At 69.6% G+C, this 15,835-nt stretch carries 11 protein-coding genes; 6 read left to right on the forward strand and 5 right to left on the reverse strand.

The genetic code is table 11. The features are described 5' to 3' along the window. Positions 1 to 90: 90 nt before the first annotated feature. Genes fusA through rpsL form a run of 3 tightly spaced genes read right to left on the reverse strand, consistent with a single transcriptional unit; the run spans position 91 to position 3,105 of the window. The gene (gene fusA, locus ACIOHP_RS02910) at positions 91 to 2,220 is read right to left on the reverse strand and encodes an elongation factor G (RefSeq protein WP_401882729.1); all 2,130 of its coding nucleotides are present in this window, start codon (positions 2,218 to 2,220) and stop codon (positions 91 to 93) included. 39 nt (positions 2,221 to 2,259) lie between these two features. After that, positions 2,260 to 2,730: a 30S ribosomal protein S7 gene (rpsG, locus tag ACIOHP_RS02915; RefSeq protein ID WP_003992340.1), complete on the reverse strand. Its 471-nt coding sequence runs from the start codon at positions 2,728 to 2,730 to the stop codon at positions 2,260 to 2,262. A gap of 3 nt (positions 2,731 to 2,733) precedes the next feature. Beyond that, positions 2,734 to 3,105, reverse strand: a complete 372-nt coding sequence (gene rpsL, locus ACIOHP_RS02920; protein WP_003948652.1) for a 30S ribosomal protein S12 — start codon at positions 3,103 to 3,105, stop codon at positions 2,734 to 2,736. Positions 3,106 to 3,519: 414 nt separating this feature from the next. Here rpsL and ACIOHP_RS02925 point away from each other — a divergent pair, with 414 nt between their 5' ends. The 6 genes from ACIOHP_RS02925 (at position 3,520) to ACIOHP_RS02950 (ending at position 11,107) form a co-directional block, all read left to right on the forward strand. Next, a complete protein-coding gene (locus tag ACIOHP_RS02925) occupies positions 3,520 to 4,275 on the forward strand; it encodes a Crp/Fnr family transcriptional regulator (RefSeq protein ID WP_361481083.1) in 756 nt (251 codons plus the stop codon). A 215-nt stretch (positions 4,276 to 4,490) separates the two neighbouring features. Then, positions 4,491 to 5,339 (forward strand): hypothetical protein, encoded by an 849-nt coding sequence (locus ACIOHP_RS02930; RefSeq protein ID WP_401882733.1) that lies wholly within the window; start codon positions 4,491 to 4,493, stop codon positions 5,337 to 5,339. Continuing rightward, entirely contained in the window at positions 5,336 to 7,582 is a 2,247-nt protein-coding gene (locus ACIOHP_RS02935; protein WP_401882736.1) for a hypothetical protein, read from the forward strand. The genes ACIOHP_RS02930 and ACIOHP_RS02935 overlap by 4 nt, the downstream gene beginning before the upstream one ends. 37 nt (positions 7,583 to 7,619) lie before the next feature. Then, complete coding sequence (locus ACIOHP_RS02940; RefSeq protein WP_401882739.1) at positions 7,620 to 9,311, forward strand: hypothetical protein; 1,692 nt, start codon at positions 7,620 to 7,622, stop codon at positions 9,309 to 9,311. Further along, positions 9,308 to 9,868 (forward strand): Pycsar system effector family protein, encoded by a 561-nt coding sequence (locus ACIOHP_RS02945; RefSeq protein ID WP_401882742.1) that lies wholly within the window; start codon positions 9,308 to 9,310, stop codon positions 9,866 to 9,868. The genes ACIOHP_RS02940 and ACIOHP_RS02945 overlap by 4 nt, the downstream gene beginning before the upstream one ends. Before the next feature lie 39 nt (positions 9,869 to 9,907). Further along, complete coding sequence (locus ACIOHP_RS02950) at positions 9,908 to 11,107, forward strand: M48 family metalloprotease (RefSeq protein WP_401882744.1); 1,200 nt, start codon at positions 9,908 to 9,910, stop codon at positions 11,105 to 11,107. 85 nt (positions 11,108 to 11,192) lie between these two features. On the opposite strand, the gene ACIOHP_RS02955 is transcribed toward ACIOHP_RS02950, so the two are convergent. Both ACIOHP_RS02955 and ACIOHP_RS02960 read right to left on the reverse strand, forming a co-directional pair. Continuing rightward, positions 11,193 to 11,723 (reverse strand): DUF1707 and DUF4190 domain-containing protein, encoded by a 531-nt coding sequence (locus ACIOHP_RS02955; RefSeq protein WP_361557556.1) that lies wholly within the window; start codon positions 11,721 to 11,723, stop codon positions 11,193 to 11,195. A 148-nt stretch (positions 11,724 to 11,871) separates the two neighbouring features. Beyond that, entirely contained in the window at positions 11,872 to 15,771 is a 3,900-nt protein-coding gene (locus ACIOHP_RS02960) for a DNA-directed RNA polymerase subunit beta' (RefSeq protein WP_361557553.1), read from the reverse strand. Between the last annotated feature and the right edge of the window lie 64 nt (positions 15,772 to 15,835).

Raw genomic sequence — 15,835 nt, forward strand, 5'->3', positions numbered from 1 at the left:
TCTTTGCTGGGATGCCGCCCGTCGGGATTTCCCCTAGCCGGGTGAGCCCCGCCGGTCGGTGTCAAGCCTAAAGCGTGTAAACGGTGTGTGTTACTCGCCCTTGGCCTTCGCGATGATCTCCTCGGCGACGTTCCGCGGAACCTCGGCGTAGGAGTCGAACTGCATCGAGTAGCTTGCGCGACCCGACGTCTTGCTGCGGAGGTCTCCGACGTAGCCGAACATCTCCGAAAGGGGCACGAGGCCCTTCACGACGCGGGCGCCGCTGCGCTCCTCCATGGCCTGGATCTGGCCACGGCGGGAGTTGAGGTCGCCGATGACATCACCCATCGACTCCTCGGGCGTGGTGACCTCGACGGCCATCATCGGCTCGAGCAGCACGGGGCTGGCCTTGCGCGCGGCCTCCTTGAAGGCCTGCGAACCGGCGATCTTGAACGCGAGCTCGGAGGAGTCGACCTCGTGGTAGGCACCGTCGAGAAGCGTGACGCGGACGCCCGTCATCTCGTAGCCCGCGAGGATGCCGAACTGCATGGCCTCCTGCGCACCGGCGTCCACCGACGGGATGTACTCCCGCGGGATACGGCCACCGGTGACCTTGTTCACGAACTCGTACGCCGGACCGTCGGTCTCGGTGATGGGCTCGATCGCGATCTGCACCTTGGCGAACTGACCGGTACCACCGGTCTGCTTCTTGTGGGTGTAGTCCACGCGCTCGACGACCTTGCGGATCGTCTCACGGTACGCGACCTGCGGCTTGCCGACGTTGGCCTCGACCTTGAACTCACGGCGCATACGGTCGACCAGCACCTCGAGGTGCAGCTCGCCCATACCACCGATGATGGTCTGGCCGGTCTCCTCGTCCGAGTGAACCTGGAAGGAGGGGTCCTCCTCCGCGAGACGCTGGATGGCGACACCCAGCTTCTCCTGGTCACCCTTGGACTTGGGCTCGATGGCGACCTGGATGACCGGCGCCGGGAAGTCCATGGACTCCAGGATGACCGGGTTCTTGTCGTCAGAGAGCGTCTCACCGGTGGTGGTCTGCTTCAGGCCCATCACGGCGACGATGTCGCCGGCGCCCACCGACTCGATCTCCTCACGCTTGTTCGCGTGCATACGGTAGATCTTGCCGATGCGCTCCTTCTTGCCCTTGACGGAGTTCAGCACGGCGGTGCCGGACTCCAGGCGGCCCGAGTACACCCGGACGAAGGTGAGCTTGCCCAGGTGCGGGTCGCTCATGATCTTGAACGCGAGGGCGGAGAGCGGCTCCTCGTCGGACGGCTTGCGCTTGACGACCAGCTCCGGGTCCTTCACGTCGTGGCCCTCGATGGCCTCGACGTCCAGGGGAGTCGGCAGGTAGCGCACGACCGCGTCGAGCAGGGGCTGGACGCCCTTGTTCTTGAACGCGGTGCCACAGAACACCGGGGTGACCGTGACGCCGTCACCCTTGCCGGAGGCAATGGTGATACGACGGATCGCGGCGTACAGCTGCTCCTCGGTGGGCTCCTGGCCCTCCAGGAACAGCTCCATGATCTCGTCGTCGTTCTCCGCGACGGTCTCGACCAGCTTGCCGCGGTACTCCTCGGCAGCCTCGACGTGCGTGGCGGGGATGTCGACGACGTCGTACATCTCGCCCTTCGCCGCCTCGGCCGACCACACGAGCGCCTTCATGCGGACCAGGTCCACAACGCCCTTGAAGTCCATCTCGGCACCGATCGGCAGCTGCATGATGATCGGAACGGCACCGAGCCGGTCCTTGATCATGTCCACGCAGCGGTGGAACTCGGCGCCGGTACGGTCCAGCTTGTTCACGAAGCAGATGCGCGGCACGCCGTAACGGTCGGCCTGACGCCACACCGTCTCGGACTGCGGCTCGACACCGGCGACACCGTCGAACACCGTGACGGCACCGTCGAGGACGCGGAGCGAACGCTCCACCTCGACCGTGAAGTCGACGTGCCCCGGGGTGTCGATGATGTTGATCGTGTAGTCGTTGTCCTCGAGCGGCCAGTGACAGGTGGTGGCAGCAGAGGTGATCGTGATGCCACGCTCCTGCTCCTGCTCCATCCAGTCCATGGTGGCAGCGCCGTCGTGGACCTCACCGATCTTGTAGCTGACGCCGGTGTAGAAGAGGATCCGCTCGGTGGTGGTCGTCTTGCCCGCGTCGATGTGGGCCATGATCCCGATGTTTCGGACCCTGGCCAGGTCAAGTGAAGTGGTAGCCATAAGGCTTTCGTCTTCTCTCGGTCTCGATGTGGGTAGCGACTACCAGCGGTAGTGCGCGAAGGCCTTGTTGGACTCGGCCATCTTGTGGGTGTCCTCGCGCTTCTTCACAGCGGCACCAAGGCCGTTGGAGGCGTCGAGAAGCTCGTTGAGCAGACGCTCGGTCATGGTCTTCTCGCGACGGGCGCGGGAGTAACCGACCAGCCAGCGCAGCGCGAGCGTGTTGGCACGACCGGGCTTGACCTCGATCGGAACCTGGTACGTCGCACCACCGACACGGCGGGACTTGACCTCGAGGGTCGGCTTGATGTTCTCCAGCGCGCGCTTCAGCGTGATGATCGGGTCGTTGCCCGTCTTCTCACGCAGACCCTCCATGGCGCCGTAGACGATGCGCTCGGCGGTGGAGCGCTTGCCGTTCAGCAGCACCTTGTTGATGAGCGACGTGACAAGAGGAGAACCGTAGACCGGGTCGATGATGACCGGGCGCTTCGGGGCGGGGCCCTTACGAGGCATTTTCTACTTCTCCTTCTTGGCGCCGTAGCGGCTGCGGGCCTGCTTGCGGTTCTTCACACCCTGGGTGTCAAGGGAACCGCGGATGATCTTGTAGCGAACACCCGGCAGGTCCTTCACACGGCCACCACGCACGAGCACGATGGAGTGCTCCTGCAGGTTGTGTCCCTCACCCGGAATGTAAGCGGTGACCTCGATCCCGCTGGTCAGACGCACACGCGCGACCTTACGCAGGGCCGAGTTCGGCTTCTTCGGGGTGGTCGTGAACACACGCGTGCAGACGCCGCGACGCTGGGGCGAACCCTCGAGTGCGGGCGTCTTGTTCTTCTCGACCTTGTCCTGCCGGCCCTTCCGGACCAGCTGCTGGATCGTAGGCACTACTTCTCCGGTTTCTGTGTGCCGAATGGTGAAGCTAACCTGGAACAACTCCGACCCACGCGGTCGGGTGTGTCGGATCCCGCAGACTCCCACCCGAAGGCGAGAAGGGCGCGGATTCACGGTGGCCGATGGAGGCTCGCGATGCGGTTGATGGCACGCACGAGAGCCAGGGCACACCCCAGGCACAAGGTCTGAGCGTACCTACCTCAAGGACTTCGGTCAAAACAAATGGAGCGGGCCCCGACACGCCGGGCTTTTGACTGTCAAGGGGTGCGTCCCCCGCAGGTGGCCGATTCGCGCTCTTCCGCACCACCCGATCTTGGGCGTTCAGTACGTTGACCCGTCCGCTGCACGGGGTCCGTGGCGGGTTCCGATCCGGGTACGGGATTCGCCGGGGGATTCGGGGGATGAAGCATGACGACGTGGACGCCGGCGTACTCGCCGGACGACGGGGGGCTGGACGACCGGGTGCCGTTCCTGGCGCGGCTGGAGAGCGAGGACCGCTCGGCGCTGCTGGCGCTCGGCCGCGGCCTGGACTTCCCGCCGCGCACGGTCCTGCTCCGCCAGGAGGAGCCGTCCGCGCACGTCCTGTTCCTCGTCCACGGCTGGACCAAGGTCACCGCGTCCGCCGCCAGCGGCTACGAGGCACTGCTCGCCCTGCGCGGCCCCGGTGACGTGGTCGGCGAGTCGGCGGCGCTGACGGGCCGGCCACGGGGAGCGACGGTGACCGCGTTGGAGCAGGTCAGGGCGGTGGCCGTCGACCGGGAGCGCTTCCGGGGCTTCCTGCACCGCTCCCCCGCGGCCTCCTTCGCCCTGCTCGGTCTCACCGTGGACCGCACCCGCGCGGCCGACCGGCGCCGGCTGGAGTTCGCGTCGATGAGCGTGCGGGAGCGCTTCGCCGTCCTCCTCCTGGACCTGGCCCGCACCCACGGCCGCCGCACCCCCGAGGGCATCGAACTCGCGGTCCCCCTCAGCAAGCAGGAACTGGCGGGCTCGGTGGGCGCCTCCCGCGAAATGGTCCAGCGCCTCCTGAAGGAACTCCGCGACAAGAACGTGGTCGCCACCGGCAGGCGCGCCATGCTGATCATGCGCCCGGACGTACTACGCCGCATAGCCGCGACAGGCCCGGCAACGGCAATCCCGTCCCCCCAACAGCCACACGAGGACTGATCGAGGCGGCGCAGCCGCTTTCAGGGGCGCGGGGAACCGCGCGACCAGCCACAACGCACCCGCAACCCGGCAACGAGACACAGGGGCGGCACCCCCTGCCCCGCCCCCTTCTGTGCACACGGTCACATTTCAACTGCGTCATCCGCCCTCCAAGTCCCACCCCTCCCTCCCGCACGCTTCTCGTCTGCACGCCCCACCCCCCTCGAGAGGCGACCATGAGCGACCCCGTGACCCGGACGATCCTGCTGGTGGACATCGAGAGGTACAGCGACCGGGACGACGTCGAGCAGGCCTATCTGCGGCGCATGCTCTACGACATCACCGACCGCACCCTGCAGCGTGCCGGCATCGACGAGACCCTCCGGCTACGAGCCGATCGCGGGGACTCGGTCATGGAGCTCATCGACGCGAACGCCCCGGTCACAGCCCTGCTGCGCGCGCTCCTCAGCGAGGTTCCGGCCCAGCTGAGGGCGGTCAACCGCATGGCCTCCCGCTCGGCCCAGATCCGGCTGCGAGCCGTCCTCGCCACCGGCTACGTCGCCGTCGACGAGCACGACGGCTGGGTCGGCTCCGACCTGAACCACGCCTGCCGCCTGCTGGACGCCGACGTCCTGCGCGTCGCCCTGCGCGAGCGCACCGACGACTTCGCCCTGTGCGTCTCGGACCCGCTGTACGGCGGAGTCGTACGGCACGACCACCCGGGAATCCCCGCCGACGGCTTCCACGAGGTCACCGTGGACAGCAAGAACGGCCCGCTCACGGCGTGGCTGCACGGACCGGTGCCCGGGGCGGCGACCGGCCAGGACCATCGTGAAAAGGGGGAGGCGCCGGGCGGATCGGGGGACCGCCCGGCGCCGCGGGTGCCCGAACAGGGCGGCCCGCATGAGAACGGCCCGGCGCCGGACGGAAACAGGGGAGCCCCGGCGCCGGGCTCCGCCGTGCACGTGCACGGGGGCACGTTCAACGGCGGTGTCCTCGGCGGCACCCAGCACGGCGGCATCAGCGGCGGCAACTTCCACGGCAACGTCACCTTGGGCGGCGCCGGGCGGGGTGAGGGCGCGTGAGCACCCCGGAGGCCCCGGCCCCCGAACGCCCGGGCGCCGCGAACGCCGTACCGCAGCAACCCGGCGGCGACGCCGAGGCCCCGGACGGCGCACGGCCCGACGCGGAGGGCGAGCCGGAGGAGCGGGACCAGCCGCAGAACGCCTGGTCGGCCCGGCGCGACCTGGTCGACCACAGCCCGCGGATCATGAACGTGGGCGCGCGGGCCGCCTTCAACGGCGGGCTGCACGGCGGCACCCAGCACGGCGGCATCAGCGGCGGGAACTTCTCCGGCGACGTCTTCCTGGGCAGCAGGACGGAGGTCTTCCAGCTCAACTTCCCGTCCTTGGCCTCGCCCGCGTCCGCCGCGTCGGGAGAGGTCCCGAGCGCCACGCTGGAGGAGCTCGCCACCCACTTCGCCGCCGACGAGGAGCTCATGGCCCGCCTGGCGGAGCGGTTACGCCAGGAGCGGGTCCTGGTGCTGTCCGGCGGCCGCTTCACCGGCCGACGCACGGCGGCCCTGATGCTGCTGCACCGGCTCGGCGCCTCCCCCGTACGCGTACTGGACCGCGACACGCGACCGGGCCAACTGGCCGACGGGTTCCCCGGCGACAAGGCGGCCGACGAAGCCGGGGACAAGGCCGAGGAACCGCCCCGCGCCTGCGGATACGTCCTCCACGACCTCACCACCCGCCGCGACAGCCCGCTGCGCGAACACCACCTGCTCGCCGTCCGCGACCGGCTCGCCGCGCAGGACGCCTATCTGGTCGTCACCGTCGGACCCACCGCCCCCGTCGAGGACATCACCCCCGAGGAGTGGCCGCCCCCGGCGGCGGCCGACGTCCTCGCCGCCCATCTGCGCACCCGCACCGACCCGGAGACCGCCGCCGGCCTGCTCGCCCGCACACAGGTCACCGACTTCCTGGGCCGCAGCCACCAGCCCCGCGAGGTGGCCCGTTTCGCCGAACTGCTCGCCCGGTACGCGGCCGGGGAGGCGGACGAGCGGACGGTGGCCGACTTCTCGGGGGTGGCGCTGGAGAGCCAGGTGCAGGAGTGGTTCGCGGAGGACGAGACCTCCCTGCACCTGCGCGACAAGGCCTTCCTCGTCGCCCTCGCCGCGTTCGACGGCGGCCCCTACGCGCTCACCGCCGAACTGAGCGACCTCCTCTACCGGTTCCTCCAGGAGACCGAGAACCCGGCCCGCGTCCCCGAGGTCCCCGTCTTCGGCACCCATGTCCGCAAACGTCTCCAAGTCGCCCGCGCGAAGGCCTACCTGGCGGAGGAACACACGGAATGGGGGCCGGTGACACAGAAGAAGGCCGAGTTCCTGGACGAACGGGCCTCCGGAGTACTGCTCCGCGAGGTCTGGACGGGCCACCCGTCCGCCCGCCCCGCGCTGATCCGCTGGCTGCGCCGCCTCGCCGACGACGGCCGCCCCCTGGTGCGCACCCGCGCCGCGTCCACCGCGGCCGTCCTGGCCCGGACCGACCTGCCCTCGGCGATGGCGCTGGTCATCCAGCCCTGGGGCATGTCCAAGCGGTTCAAGCACCGGCTCGTGGCCGTCAACGCCCTCACCCTCGCCCACTTCATCGCCACCCCCAACATCCCCCGCATCCTCGACGCCTGGTGCTCGGGCGACGACCCACGGCTGCGCTGGGTGGCGGTCCGGGCGTACGGCCTGCTCGGACCGGAACGCCCGGAGCAGGCCCTCGCCGCGCTGCGCGGTGCCGTACGACGGCTCTACGCCGACGCGCCCGACAGCACCGACGACGAACTGGTCGTGGAACTCGCCCAGTCCGTCGGCCTGTTGCTGCTGTCCTCGGCGAGCGACCAGGTCCTGGCCGAACTGCGCGCCCACATCGACGACGACCGGGCGGTACGCGACCTCACCCTCGGCGGCTTCGTGTCGGCCTGCGCCCGCACCGAGGACGACGAGCCCCACGGCACTCCCCTGGTCCTCGGCTGGTACGCCCGCGCCGCCACCGAGGGCGGTACGGCGGCCCAGGGCGTGCCGTTCCTGTGGCGGACCGCGCTCGCCGACCCGCGCACCACCCGGGACGCCCTCGACGTACTCCGCGCGTGGGTGCTGACCGCCGACCGGTCCACGGCCGCGGAGTGGGCGCTCGCCGCCCTCCTCCCCGCCCTCGTCACCACGTCCACCGAGCACCAGCGCCTGAGCCACCTGCTCCGCACCATGTCCGGCGAGGACGGCGATCCACCGCCCCCGGTCGCGGCCCGCCTGCTGACCACGCTGCCCCACCGCTGACCCGCGCCGGACCGGTACCTCCGAGGAGACACACCGCATGCCCACCTTCCGCCAGCCCGAGTGGCAGCAGAACGCCGACCGGCACACCGAACTGATCGACCCGGTCCTGACCGTGCGTCAGCTGTCGCGCTTCGAGTTCAACCTCAAGTCGTACGTCCGTATCGACCACGCCCTGGTCTTCGCCACGGCCAAGGGCGGGTACGAGGCCTATCTGCCGCCGCGCCGGCCGACCCGCGGCGAGATAGCCACCAACCGGTACACGGCGGTGTACGAGGTGGACATGGGCGTGCACCCGCACACCGCCGAACTGCCGTTGCCCAGCGACAACGACGCGTTCGAGTTCACGGCCCAGGTCGACCTGTCCTGGCAGGTGCTGGACCCGGCCCGCTTCGTGGCCTGCGGCCACCGGGACGTACCGGGGCTGCTCCTCGGTGAACTCCAGCAGGCGGCCCGTCCGGTGACCCGCCGCTTCGCGATCGCCGACAGCGCGGCCGCCGAACGGGAGATGCTGGACGCGATGAGCCTGCTGGGCCCGCTGGGCGCCCCGGCGGGCCTCCAGGTCACCTGGACCGTCCGGCTCCGCCGCGACCAGGAGAACATCGACCACCAGCGCCGGCTCCAGGCCATCGACCACTCCGCCGAGGAACAGATCCGGGTGGCGCAGCGCGGCATGGACATCGACGTCGAGGCGGACCGCCGGGGACGCCGACACGACGCGCTCCAGCTCGACCGGGCCATGGCCTACGGCGGCCGGCAGCAGGAACTCCTGCTCCAGCAGCAGCGCTGGCAGCACGAGCAGGCGCTGCTGCAAGGCCGCCAGATGCTGGAACTCCAGCAGATCGAGGCCGAGAAGATCGCCTTCTACCAGTGGCACCTCCAGCAGGGCGGCGTCCACGCCTGGGCCCTCCACCTCGCCCAGCACCCCGAGGACTCCCGTCTGGTCATGCAGAGCATGCGCGACGACCAACTCCGCATGATCCAGGCCCAGATGGACCTGGTGAAACAACTCCTCGGCAGCGAGGCGGCGGAGAACTGGGAACTGGAGGGCCCGAAACAACTCGCCCTGCGCACGGTCCACGACATCCTCAACCAACGCATGCCGGGCGTGGCACAACAGGAACTGCCGGAGGGCGACGGCTATCCGGGGACGCCGGGAGCTGCCCCTGGACAGCCGACGCCGGGGACGCCGGGAACTGTCGAGGGTCAGGTGGTACCGGGCCAGCCGCACCCCGGGACCGCGACGGAGCCCGGCGCACCCTCGGGCACGACAGGGCCGACCCCCGCGCCCTTCCCCGGGCCGATGGCACCGTCCGTCCCCCTCCCGCCCGGACCGGCATCCCCGTACCCGAGCGCCCCCTACAGCCCGCCCGGCCCGTACGGCACCCAGGGCACCCCTGCCTGGCAGCCCCCGACGCCCCACGGGCCGCCCCCGGGCGCGCAGACCCCGTATCCCGGCGCACCCACCCCCTACCCGGTCCCCCAGCCCCCGCCACCGGCCGCCCCGGACACCCCGCCCTGGCAGCCCCCGCAGGCACCGGCCTCCGGCCCCACTCCCCCACCCACCCCGACACCGGGCACCTCGTCCTGGCAACCCCCGCCGGGCTACGGCCGCACACCCACCCTGCCCACCACGCCCGTACCGGACAACGTCCCCTCCACCGAAGCCGACACCGGCACCGGCACCGGCACCGGCACTCGGCCCAACGGCCGGGAGGCAAGCGGCACATGACAACGCTCGACCCGACACCCGCGCCCGCTCCGGCACCCGCACCCGCACCCGCACCCGCATCCCCCGACGCCCTCGTCCCCCTCTGCGAACGCCTCCTCGCCGACCTGCGCACGGAGGTCGCCCGGGCCGACACCAAGGCGTCCGTGCTGGTCGCCGCTCTCGGGATGACCGCCGGTGTCCTCAGCGGACTGCTGGTCGGCCGGGACTGGACCCCGGCCGCGCTGTCCGCCGTGGGCACCGTGCTGTGGTGGACGGGAGCGGCCGCGCTCGTCCTGTCGCTCTTCGCCCTGCTGCTGGCGGTCCTGCCCCGCTACCGCTCCCCGCACTGGGCCCCGGGTCGCCCGCTGTCCTACTTCGGCGACATCCAGGAGGCCGTCCGGCAAGGGCAGTTGGAGACGGCGCTGACGGACACCCGCCGCGCCCCCGTCGCCGCACTGACCCTCGCGCTCACCGAGATGAGCCGCATCGCCGTACGCAAACACCAGTGGATCCGAACCGGCCTGATCGCCTTCTGCGTCGGCACGGTCCTGCTCCCCACCTCACTGCTGCTCGGCTAAGGCCCGCCGACCGGCCACCGCTCCCGTGAAGGACCGAACATGACCCAGCCACCCCAATATCCGGAACAGCCGCCCCAGTACCCCCAGCCGCAGTCGCCGCCCCCGTACCCCCAGCCATCACCGTCGTACCCCCGACAACAGGTCCCACCGCAGTACCCCCACCAGACCCCTCCCCCGGCCCCGCCGCAGTACGCCCAGCCCTACGCCCCCATACCCCCGCAATACACCCAGCCCGCCACGCCTCCCGACACCGCACCCGCACCCGCACCCGCCGACCCGGTCCACCCCCACCACATCAGCACGGACCGCCGCCGGATCCACCTCTCCAGCCAGCAGCGCCGCACGGACGCCACGGCCGTCGGCAATCTCCTTCTCCACCTGCCGAACTTCCTGTGCAGCCTCTTCGTCGTCGGTCTGGTCGCCGCGCTCTTCGGAGACTTCGCCCTCGTGGTGATCCTGCTCTGGATCGCGAGCGGCGCACTCGTCTTCCACCGCCCCACCGAGAGCGCCCTCGCGCGCCATCTGCTCCGTCTGCGCTACCCCACGCCGCAAGAACGAGCCAAACTCGAACCGGTCTGGCGCGAGGTGACGGCACGCGCCGGAGTCGAGGGCCGTACCTACGAACTGTGGGTCGAGGACAGCGACAGCCTGAACGCCGTCGCCGCCGCCGGCCACATCGTGGGCGTCACCCGCTTCGCCATGAACCAGCTCCCCAACGGCGAACTCGCCGCCGTCATGGCCCATGAGCTGGGCCACCATGTCGGCGGCCACGCCTGGTCCGGTCTCCTCGGCTACTGGTACGCCCTGCCGGGCCGTGTCGCCTGGCGCGTGCTCAGGGCGGTCTCCGCGGTCGCCTTCCACGTCTCGAAGGCCTTCGACTGCTTCGGCGTGGCCTTCGTCGTCCTGCTCGTCGGCGGTCTGGCCTTCGCGACGATCAGCACCCTGTACGGGCTCCCGCTGCTGGTCCTCGGTGTGCCGTACGCCCTGGCCGCCGTCGGCCGCCGTTCCGAGCTCCGCGCGGACGAGCACGCGGCCGCCCTCGGCTTCGCCCCGATGCTGGCCGCCGTCCTCGACAAACTGCACCGGCAGGAGCAGTACGAACAGGCCGAGGTCACCGCCCGCAACGGCGGTGTCCCCGTCGAGGAGGGCGCCCTGAGCCGGCTCCTGTCCTCGCACCCGGACCACCACACCCGGCTGCACCATCTGCAGCGGTACCTCCAGCCGCAGCAGCCGTACTGAGCCAGGACGCCGGGCCACGTCCGGACACGCCCGAGGGCGGCAGCCCCGAGAGGGGACCGCCCCACGGAACGCCTCCGCGTGCCGCTCACCCGCTCCCGATGGCCACCGCGAGCATCAGCGTCAGGATCACGGTCCAGGCCGCGACCGACATCCACCCCAGGACCAGCCCGATCAGCGCCAGCCCGTCGCCGCCCTCCCCCGTGCGCTGGATCTCCGAGCGCGCCGCCTGTCCGAGCACGACCGCCGGGATCCCGGTGAACCCGAAGGTCGGCAGGCACAGCACGCCGCACACGGCGGCCCCCACGGCCTTCCCGTTGGTCCGCGGCCGGGGCAGCGCCACAAACGTCCGCGGCACCGCCATGGGGTGCGTCAGGGGCCCCTGGGGCAGATCCCCGACGAGCAGCGCCAGCTCCCCGACGGTCCGGGCGGCGTACGCCCGGGCGACCCGCTTGTCGAACTCCGCCTTCTCCAGCCGCCCCTCCCCGTACCCCGCTCTGAGCACGTCCACGGCCCGCTCCCGGTCGGCGTGGGAGGCGAGCATGGGCGACGGAACGGAATAGGGCTGCCAGGGCTGTGGGACGCCGCCCTGCCCGGGCTGCCACGAAGGATTCGACACGGAGTACCTCCCCAACCCCCCCGAGCTCACTCCATGATGCGCCGAACCGGCATTCCGGGACAGACCGCGTCGCCATTCCGGGCATGCCGAAGGGCGGCCACCCCGTACGAAACGGGGTGACCGCCCTTCAGTGCTTCAGAGCCGACGCCTACTGGTTGTACGGACCGTAGTCGTAGTCCTCCAGCGGAACGGCCTGGCCGGAGCCGGTGCCGAACGGCGAGTAGTCGATGTCGTCGTAACCGACGGCCGAGTACATCGCGGCCTTGGCCTCCTCGGTCGGCTCCACCCGGATGTTGCGGTAGCGGGACAGACCCGTACCGGCCGGGATGAGCTTACCGATGATGACGTTCTCCTTGAGGCCGATGAGGCTGTCGGACTTGGCGTTGATCGCCGCGTCCGTCAGCACTCGGGTCGTCTCCTGGAAGGAGGCGGCCGACAGCCAGGATTCCGTCGCCAGCGAGGCCTTGGTGATACCCATCAGCTGCGGACGACCGGAGGCCGGGTGACCGCCCTCCTGGACCACACGACGGTTCTCGGTCTCGAACTTCGAGCGCTCGACCAGCTCGCCGGGCAGCAGCTCGGCGTCGCCGGACTCGATGATCGTCACACGGCGCAGCATCTGCCGGATGATGATCTCGATGTGCTTGTCGTGGATCGACACACCCTGCGAGTTGTAGACCTTCTGGACCTCGCCGACCAGGTGGACCTGGACGGCACGCTGGCCCAGGATGCGCAGCACGTCGTGCGGGTTGGTGGCACCCACGGTGAGCTTCTGGCCCACCTCGACGTGCTCGCCCTCGCTGACCAGAAGACGGGCACGCTTCGAGATCGGGAACGCCGTCTCGTCGCTGCCGTCGTCCGGGGTGACGACGATCTTCTTGGTCTTCTCGGTCTCCTCGATCCGCACGCGGCCCTGGGCCTCGGAGATCGGGGCGACACCCTTCGGCGTACGAGCCTCGAAGAGCTCGACGACACGGGGCAGACCCTGGGTGATGTCGTCACCGGCCACACCACCGGTGTGGAAGGTACGCATCGTCAGCTGGGTACCGGGCTCACCGATGGACTGGGCGGCGATGATGCCGACCGCCTCACCGATGTCGACCAGCTTGCCGGTGGCCAGCGAACGGCCGTAGCACATCGCGCAGGTGCCGACCTGGGACTCGCACGTGAGGATCGAGCGGGTCTTGACCTCCTCGACACCGTGGTGCACGAGCTGGTCGATCAGCACGTCGCCGAGGTCCACGTTGGCCGGCGCGATCACCTTGCCGTCGATGACGACGTCCTCGGCGAGCATGCGGGCGTAGACGCTGGTCTCGACGTCGTCCGCCTTGATCAGCACACCGGCGGCGTTCTTCGAGGCGATCCGCAGCTTCAGACCGCGCTCGGTGCCGCAGTCCTCCTCGCGGATGATGACGTCCTGCGAGACGTCCACCAGACGACGGGTCAGGTAACCCGAGTCGGCGGTACGCAGGGCGGTGTCCGCCAGACCCTTACGGGCACCGTGCGTGGAGATGAAGTACTCCAGCACGGACAGGCCCTCACGGAAGGACGCCTTGATGGGACGAGGAATCGTCTCGTTCTTGGCGTTCGACACCAGACCACGCATACCGGCGATCTGCCGCATCTGCATCATGTTTCCTCGGGCACCCGAGTCAACCATCATGAAGATGGGGTTCGTCTTGGGGAAGTTCGCGTTCATCGCCTCGGCGACCTCGTTGGTCGCCTTGGTCCAGATCGCGATGAGCTCCTGAGTGCGCTCTTCCTTGGTGATCAGACCGCGCTCGTACTGCTTCTGGACCTTCTCGTCCTGCGCCTCGTAGCCGCGGACGATCTCCTTCTTCGCCTCGGGAACGACGACGTCGGAGATGGCCACGGTGACACCGGAACGGGTCGCCCAGAAGAAGCCGGACGCCTTCAGGTTGTCGAGCGTCGCCGCCACGATGACCTTGGGGTAGCGCTCGGCGAGGTCGTTGACGATCTCGGAGAGCTGCTTCTTGCCCACCGAGTAGTCGACGAACGGGTAGTCCTCGGGCAGCAGCTCGTTGAAGAGCGCGCGGCCCAGGGTGGTGTTCAGACGGAACGAGTCACCGTTCTGCCACTCCGGCTCACCCTCCTCGCGCACCGGCGGGGTCCAGCCGCGCGGCGGGATGGTGCCCACCGGGAAGCGGATGTCGACCTGCGACTGGAGCGCGAGCTCGCCGGCGTCGAACGCCATGATCGCCTCGGCCGTGGAGCCGAAGGACCGGCCCTCGCCCTTGGTGTCACGCAGTTCGCCGTCGGTGGTGAGGAAGAACAGACCGAGGACCATGTCCTGGGTCGGCATCGTCACCGGACGGCCGTCGGCGGGCTTGAGGATGTTGTTCGAGGACAGCATCAGGATGCGGGCCTCGGCCTGCGCCTCCGCGGAGAGCGGCAGGTGGACGGCCATCTGGTCACCGTCGAAGTCCGCGTTGAACGCGGTGCAGACGAGCGGGTGGATCTGGATGGCCTTGCCCTCGACCAGCTGCGGCTCGAAGGCCTGGATGCCGAGGCGGTGCAGGGTGGGAGCACGGTTCAGCAGAACCGGGTGCTCGGCGATGACCTCTTCGAGGACGTCGTACACGACCGTGCGGCCGCGCTCCACCATGCGCTTGGCGCTCTTGATGTTCTGCGCGTGGTTCAGGTCGACCAGGCGCTTCATCACGAACGGCTTGAAGAGCTCCAGCGCCATCGCCTTCGGCAGACCGCACTGGTGCAGCTTCAGCTGCGGACCGACGACGATCACGGAACGCGCGGAGTAGTCCACACGCTTGCCGAGCAGGTTCTGACGGAATCGACCCTGCTTGCCCTTCAGCATGTCGCTGAGGGACTTCAGCGGGCGGTTACCGGGACCGGTGACCGGACGGCCACGACGACCGTTGTCGAACAGCGCGTCAACGGCCTCCTGAAGCATGCGCTTCTCGTTGTTCACGATGATCTCGGGCGCGCCGAGGTCGAGAAGCCGCTTCAGACGGTTGTTGCGGTTGATCACGCGGCGGTACAGGTCGTTCAGGTCGGAGGTCGCGAAGCGGCCACCGTCCAGCTGCACCATCGGGCGAAGGTCCGGCGGGATGACCGGGACGCAGTCGAGGACCATGCCCTTGGGGCTGTTGGAGGTCTGCAGGAACGCAGACACGACCTTCAGCCGCTTCAGCGCACGGGTCTTCTTCTGGCCCTTGCCGGTACGGATGATCTCGCGGAGGCGCTCGGCCTCCTCGTCGAGGTCGAAGGTCTCCAGGCGCTTCTGCAGCGCCGCGGCACCCATCGAACCGTCGAAGTACGTGCCGAAGCGGTCGCGCAGCTCGCGGTAGAGCAGCTCGTCGCCCTCGAGGTCCTGGACCTTGAGGTTCTTGAACCGGGTCCACACCTCGTCGAGACGGTCGATCTCGCGCTGCGAACGGTCCCGCAGCTGCTTCATCTCACGCTCGGCACCCTCGCGCACCTTGCGGCGCACATCGGCCTTGGCGCCCTCGGCCTCGAGCTCGGCCAGGTCGGTCTCGAGCTTCTTGGCGCGGGCCTCGAGGTCGGCGTCGCGACGGTTCTCGACCTGCTGACGCTCCACGGAGACGTGCGCCTCCAGGGAGGGCAGGTCGCGGGTGCGGCGCTCCTCGTCGACGTACGTGATCATGTACGCCGCGAAGTAGATGACCTTCTCGAGGTCCTTCGGGGCCAGGTCGAGCAGGTAGCCCAGACGCGACGGGACACCCTTGAAGTACCAGATGTGCGTGACGGGCGCGGCGAGCTCGATGTGGCCCATCCGCTCACGACGCACCTTGGCGCGAGTGACCTCGACGCCGCAGCGCTCACAGATGATGCCCTTGAACCGGACACGCTTGTACTTGCCGCAGTAGCACTCCCAGTCCCGGGTCGGACCGAAGATCTTCTCGCAGAAGAGTCCGTCCTTTTCGGGCTTGAGCGTGCGGTAGTTGATCGTCTCGGGCTTCTTGACCTCGCCGTGGCTCCACTGACGGATGTCGTCAGCGGTGGCCAGACCGATCCGGAGCTCGTCGAAGAAGTTGACGTCGAGCACTATGCGTCAATCCCTCTCAGGGTTGTAAGTCATGGGGTCTGATACGGGGGTCCTGGGGCCGGAG

It is taken from the genome of Streptomyces sp. NPDC087859 (genome assembly GCF_044742595.1).
Lineage (GTDB): Bacteria > Actinomycetota > Actinomycetes > Streptomycetales > Streptomycetaceae > Streptomyces > Streptomyces canus_F.

Excerpts from the sequence above, each read along its gene's own strand:
- fusA (WP_401882729.1), bottom strand. The coding sequence starts at position 2,220 with ATGGCTACCACTTCACTTGACCTGGCCAGGGTCCGAAACATCGGGATC.
- rpsG (WP_003992340.1), bottom strand. The coding sequence starts at position 2,730 with ATGCCTCGTAAGGGCCCCGCCCCGAAGCGCCCGGTCATCATCGACCCG.
- ACIOHP_RS02925 (WP_361481083.1), top strand. The coding sequence starts at position 3,520 with ATGACGACGTGGACGCCGGCGTACTCGCCGGACGACGGGGGGCTGGAC.
- ACIOHP_RS02930 (WP_401882733.1), top strand. The coding sequence starts at position 4,491 with ATGAGCGACCCCGTGACCCGGACGATCCTGCTGGTGGACATCGAGAGG.
- ACIOHP_RS02940 (WP_401882739.1), top strand. The coding sequence starts at position 7,620 with ATGCCCACCTTCCGCCAGCCCGAGTGGCAGCAGAACGCCGACCGGCAC.
- ACIOHP_RS02945 (WP_401882742.1), top strand. The coding sequence starts at position 9,308 with ATGACAACGCTCGACCCGACACCCGCGCCCGCTCCGGCACCCGCACCC.
- ACIOHP_RS02950 (WP_401882744.1), top strand. The coding sequence starts at position 9,908 with ATGACCCAGCCACCCCAATATCCGGAACAGCCGCCCCAGTACCCCCAG.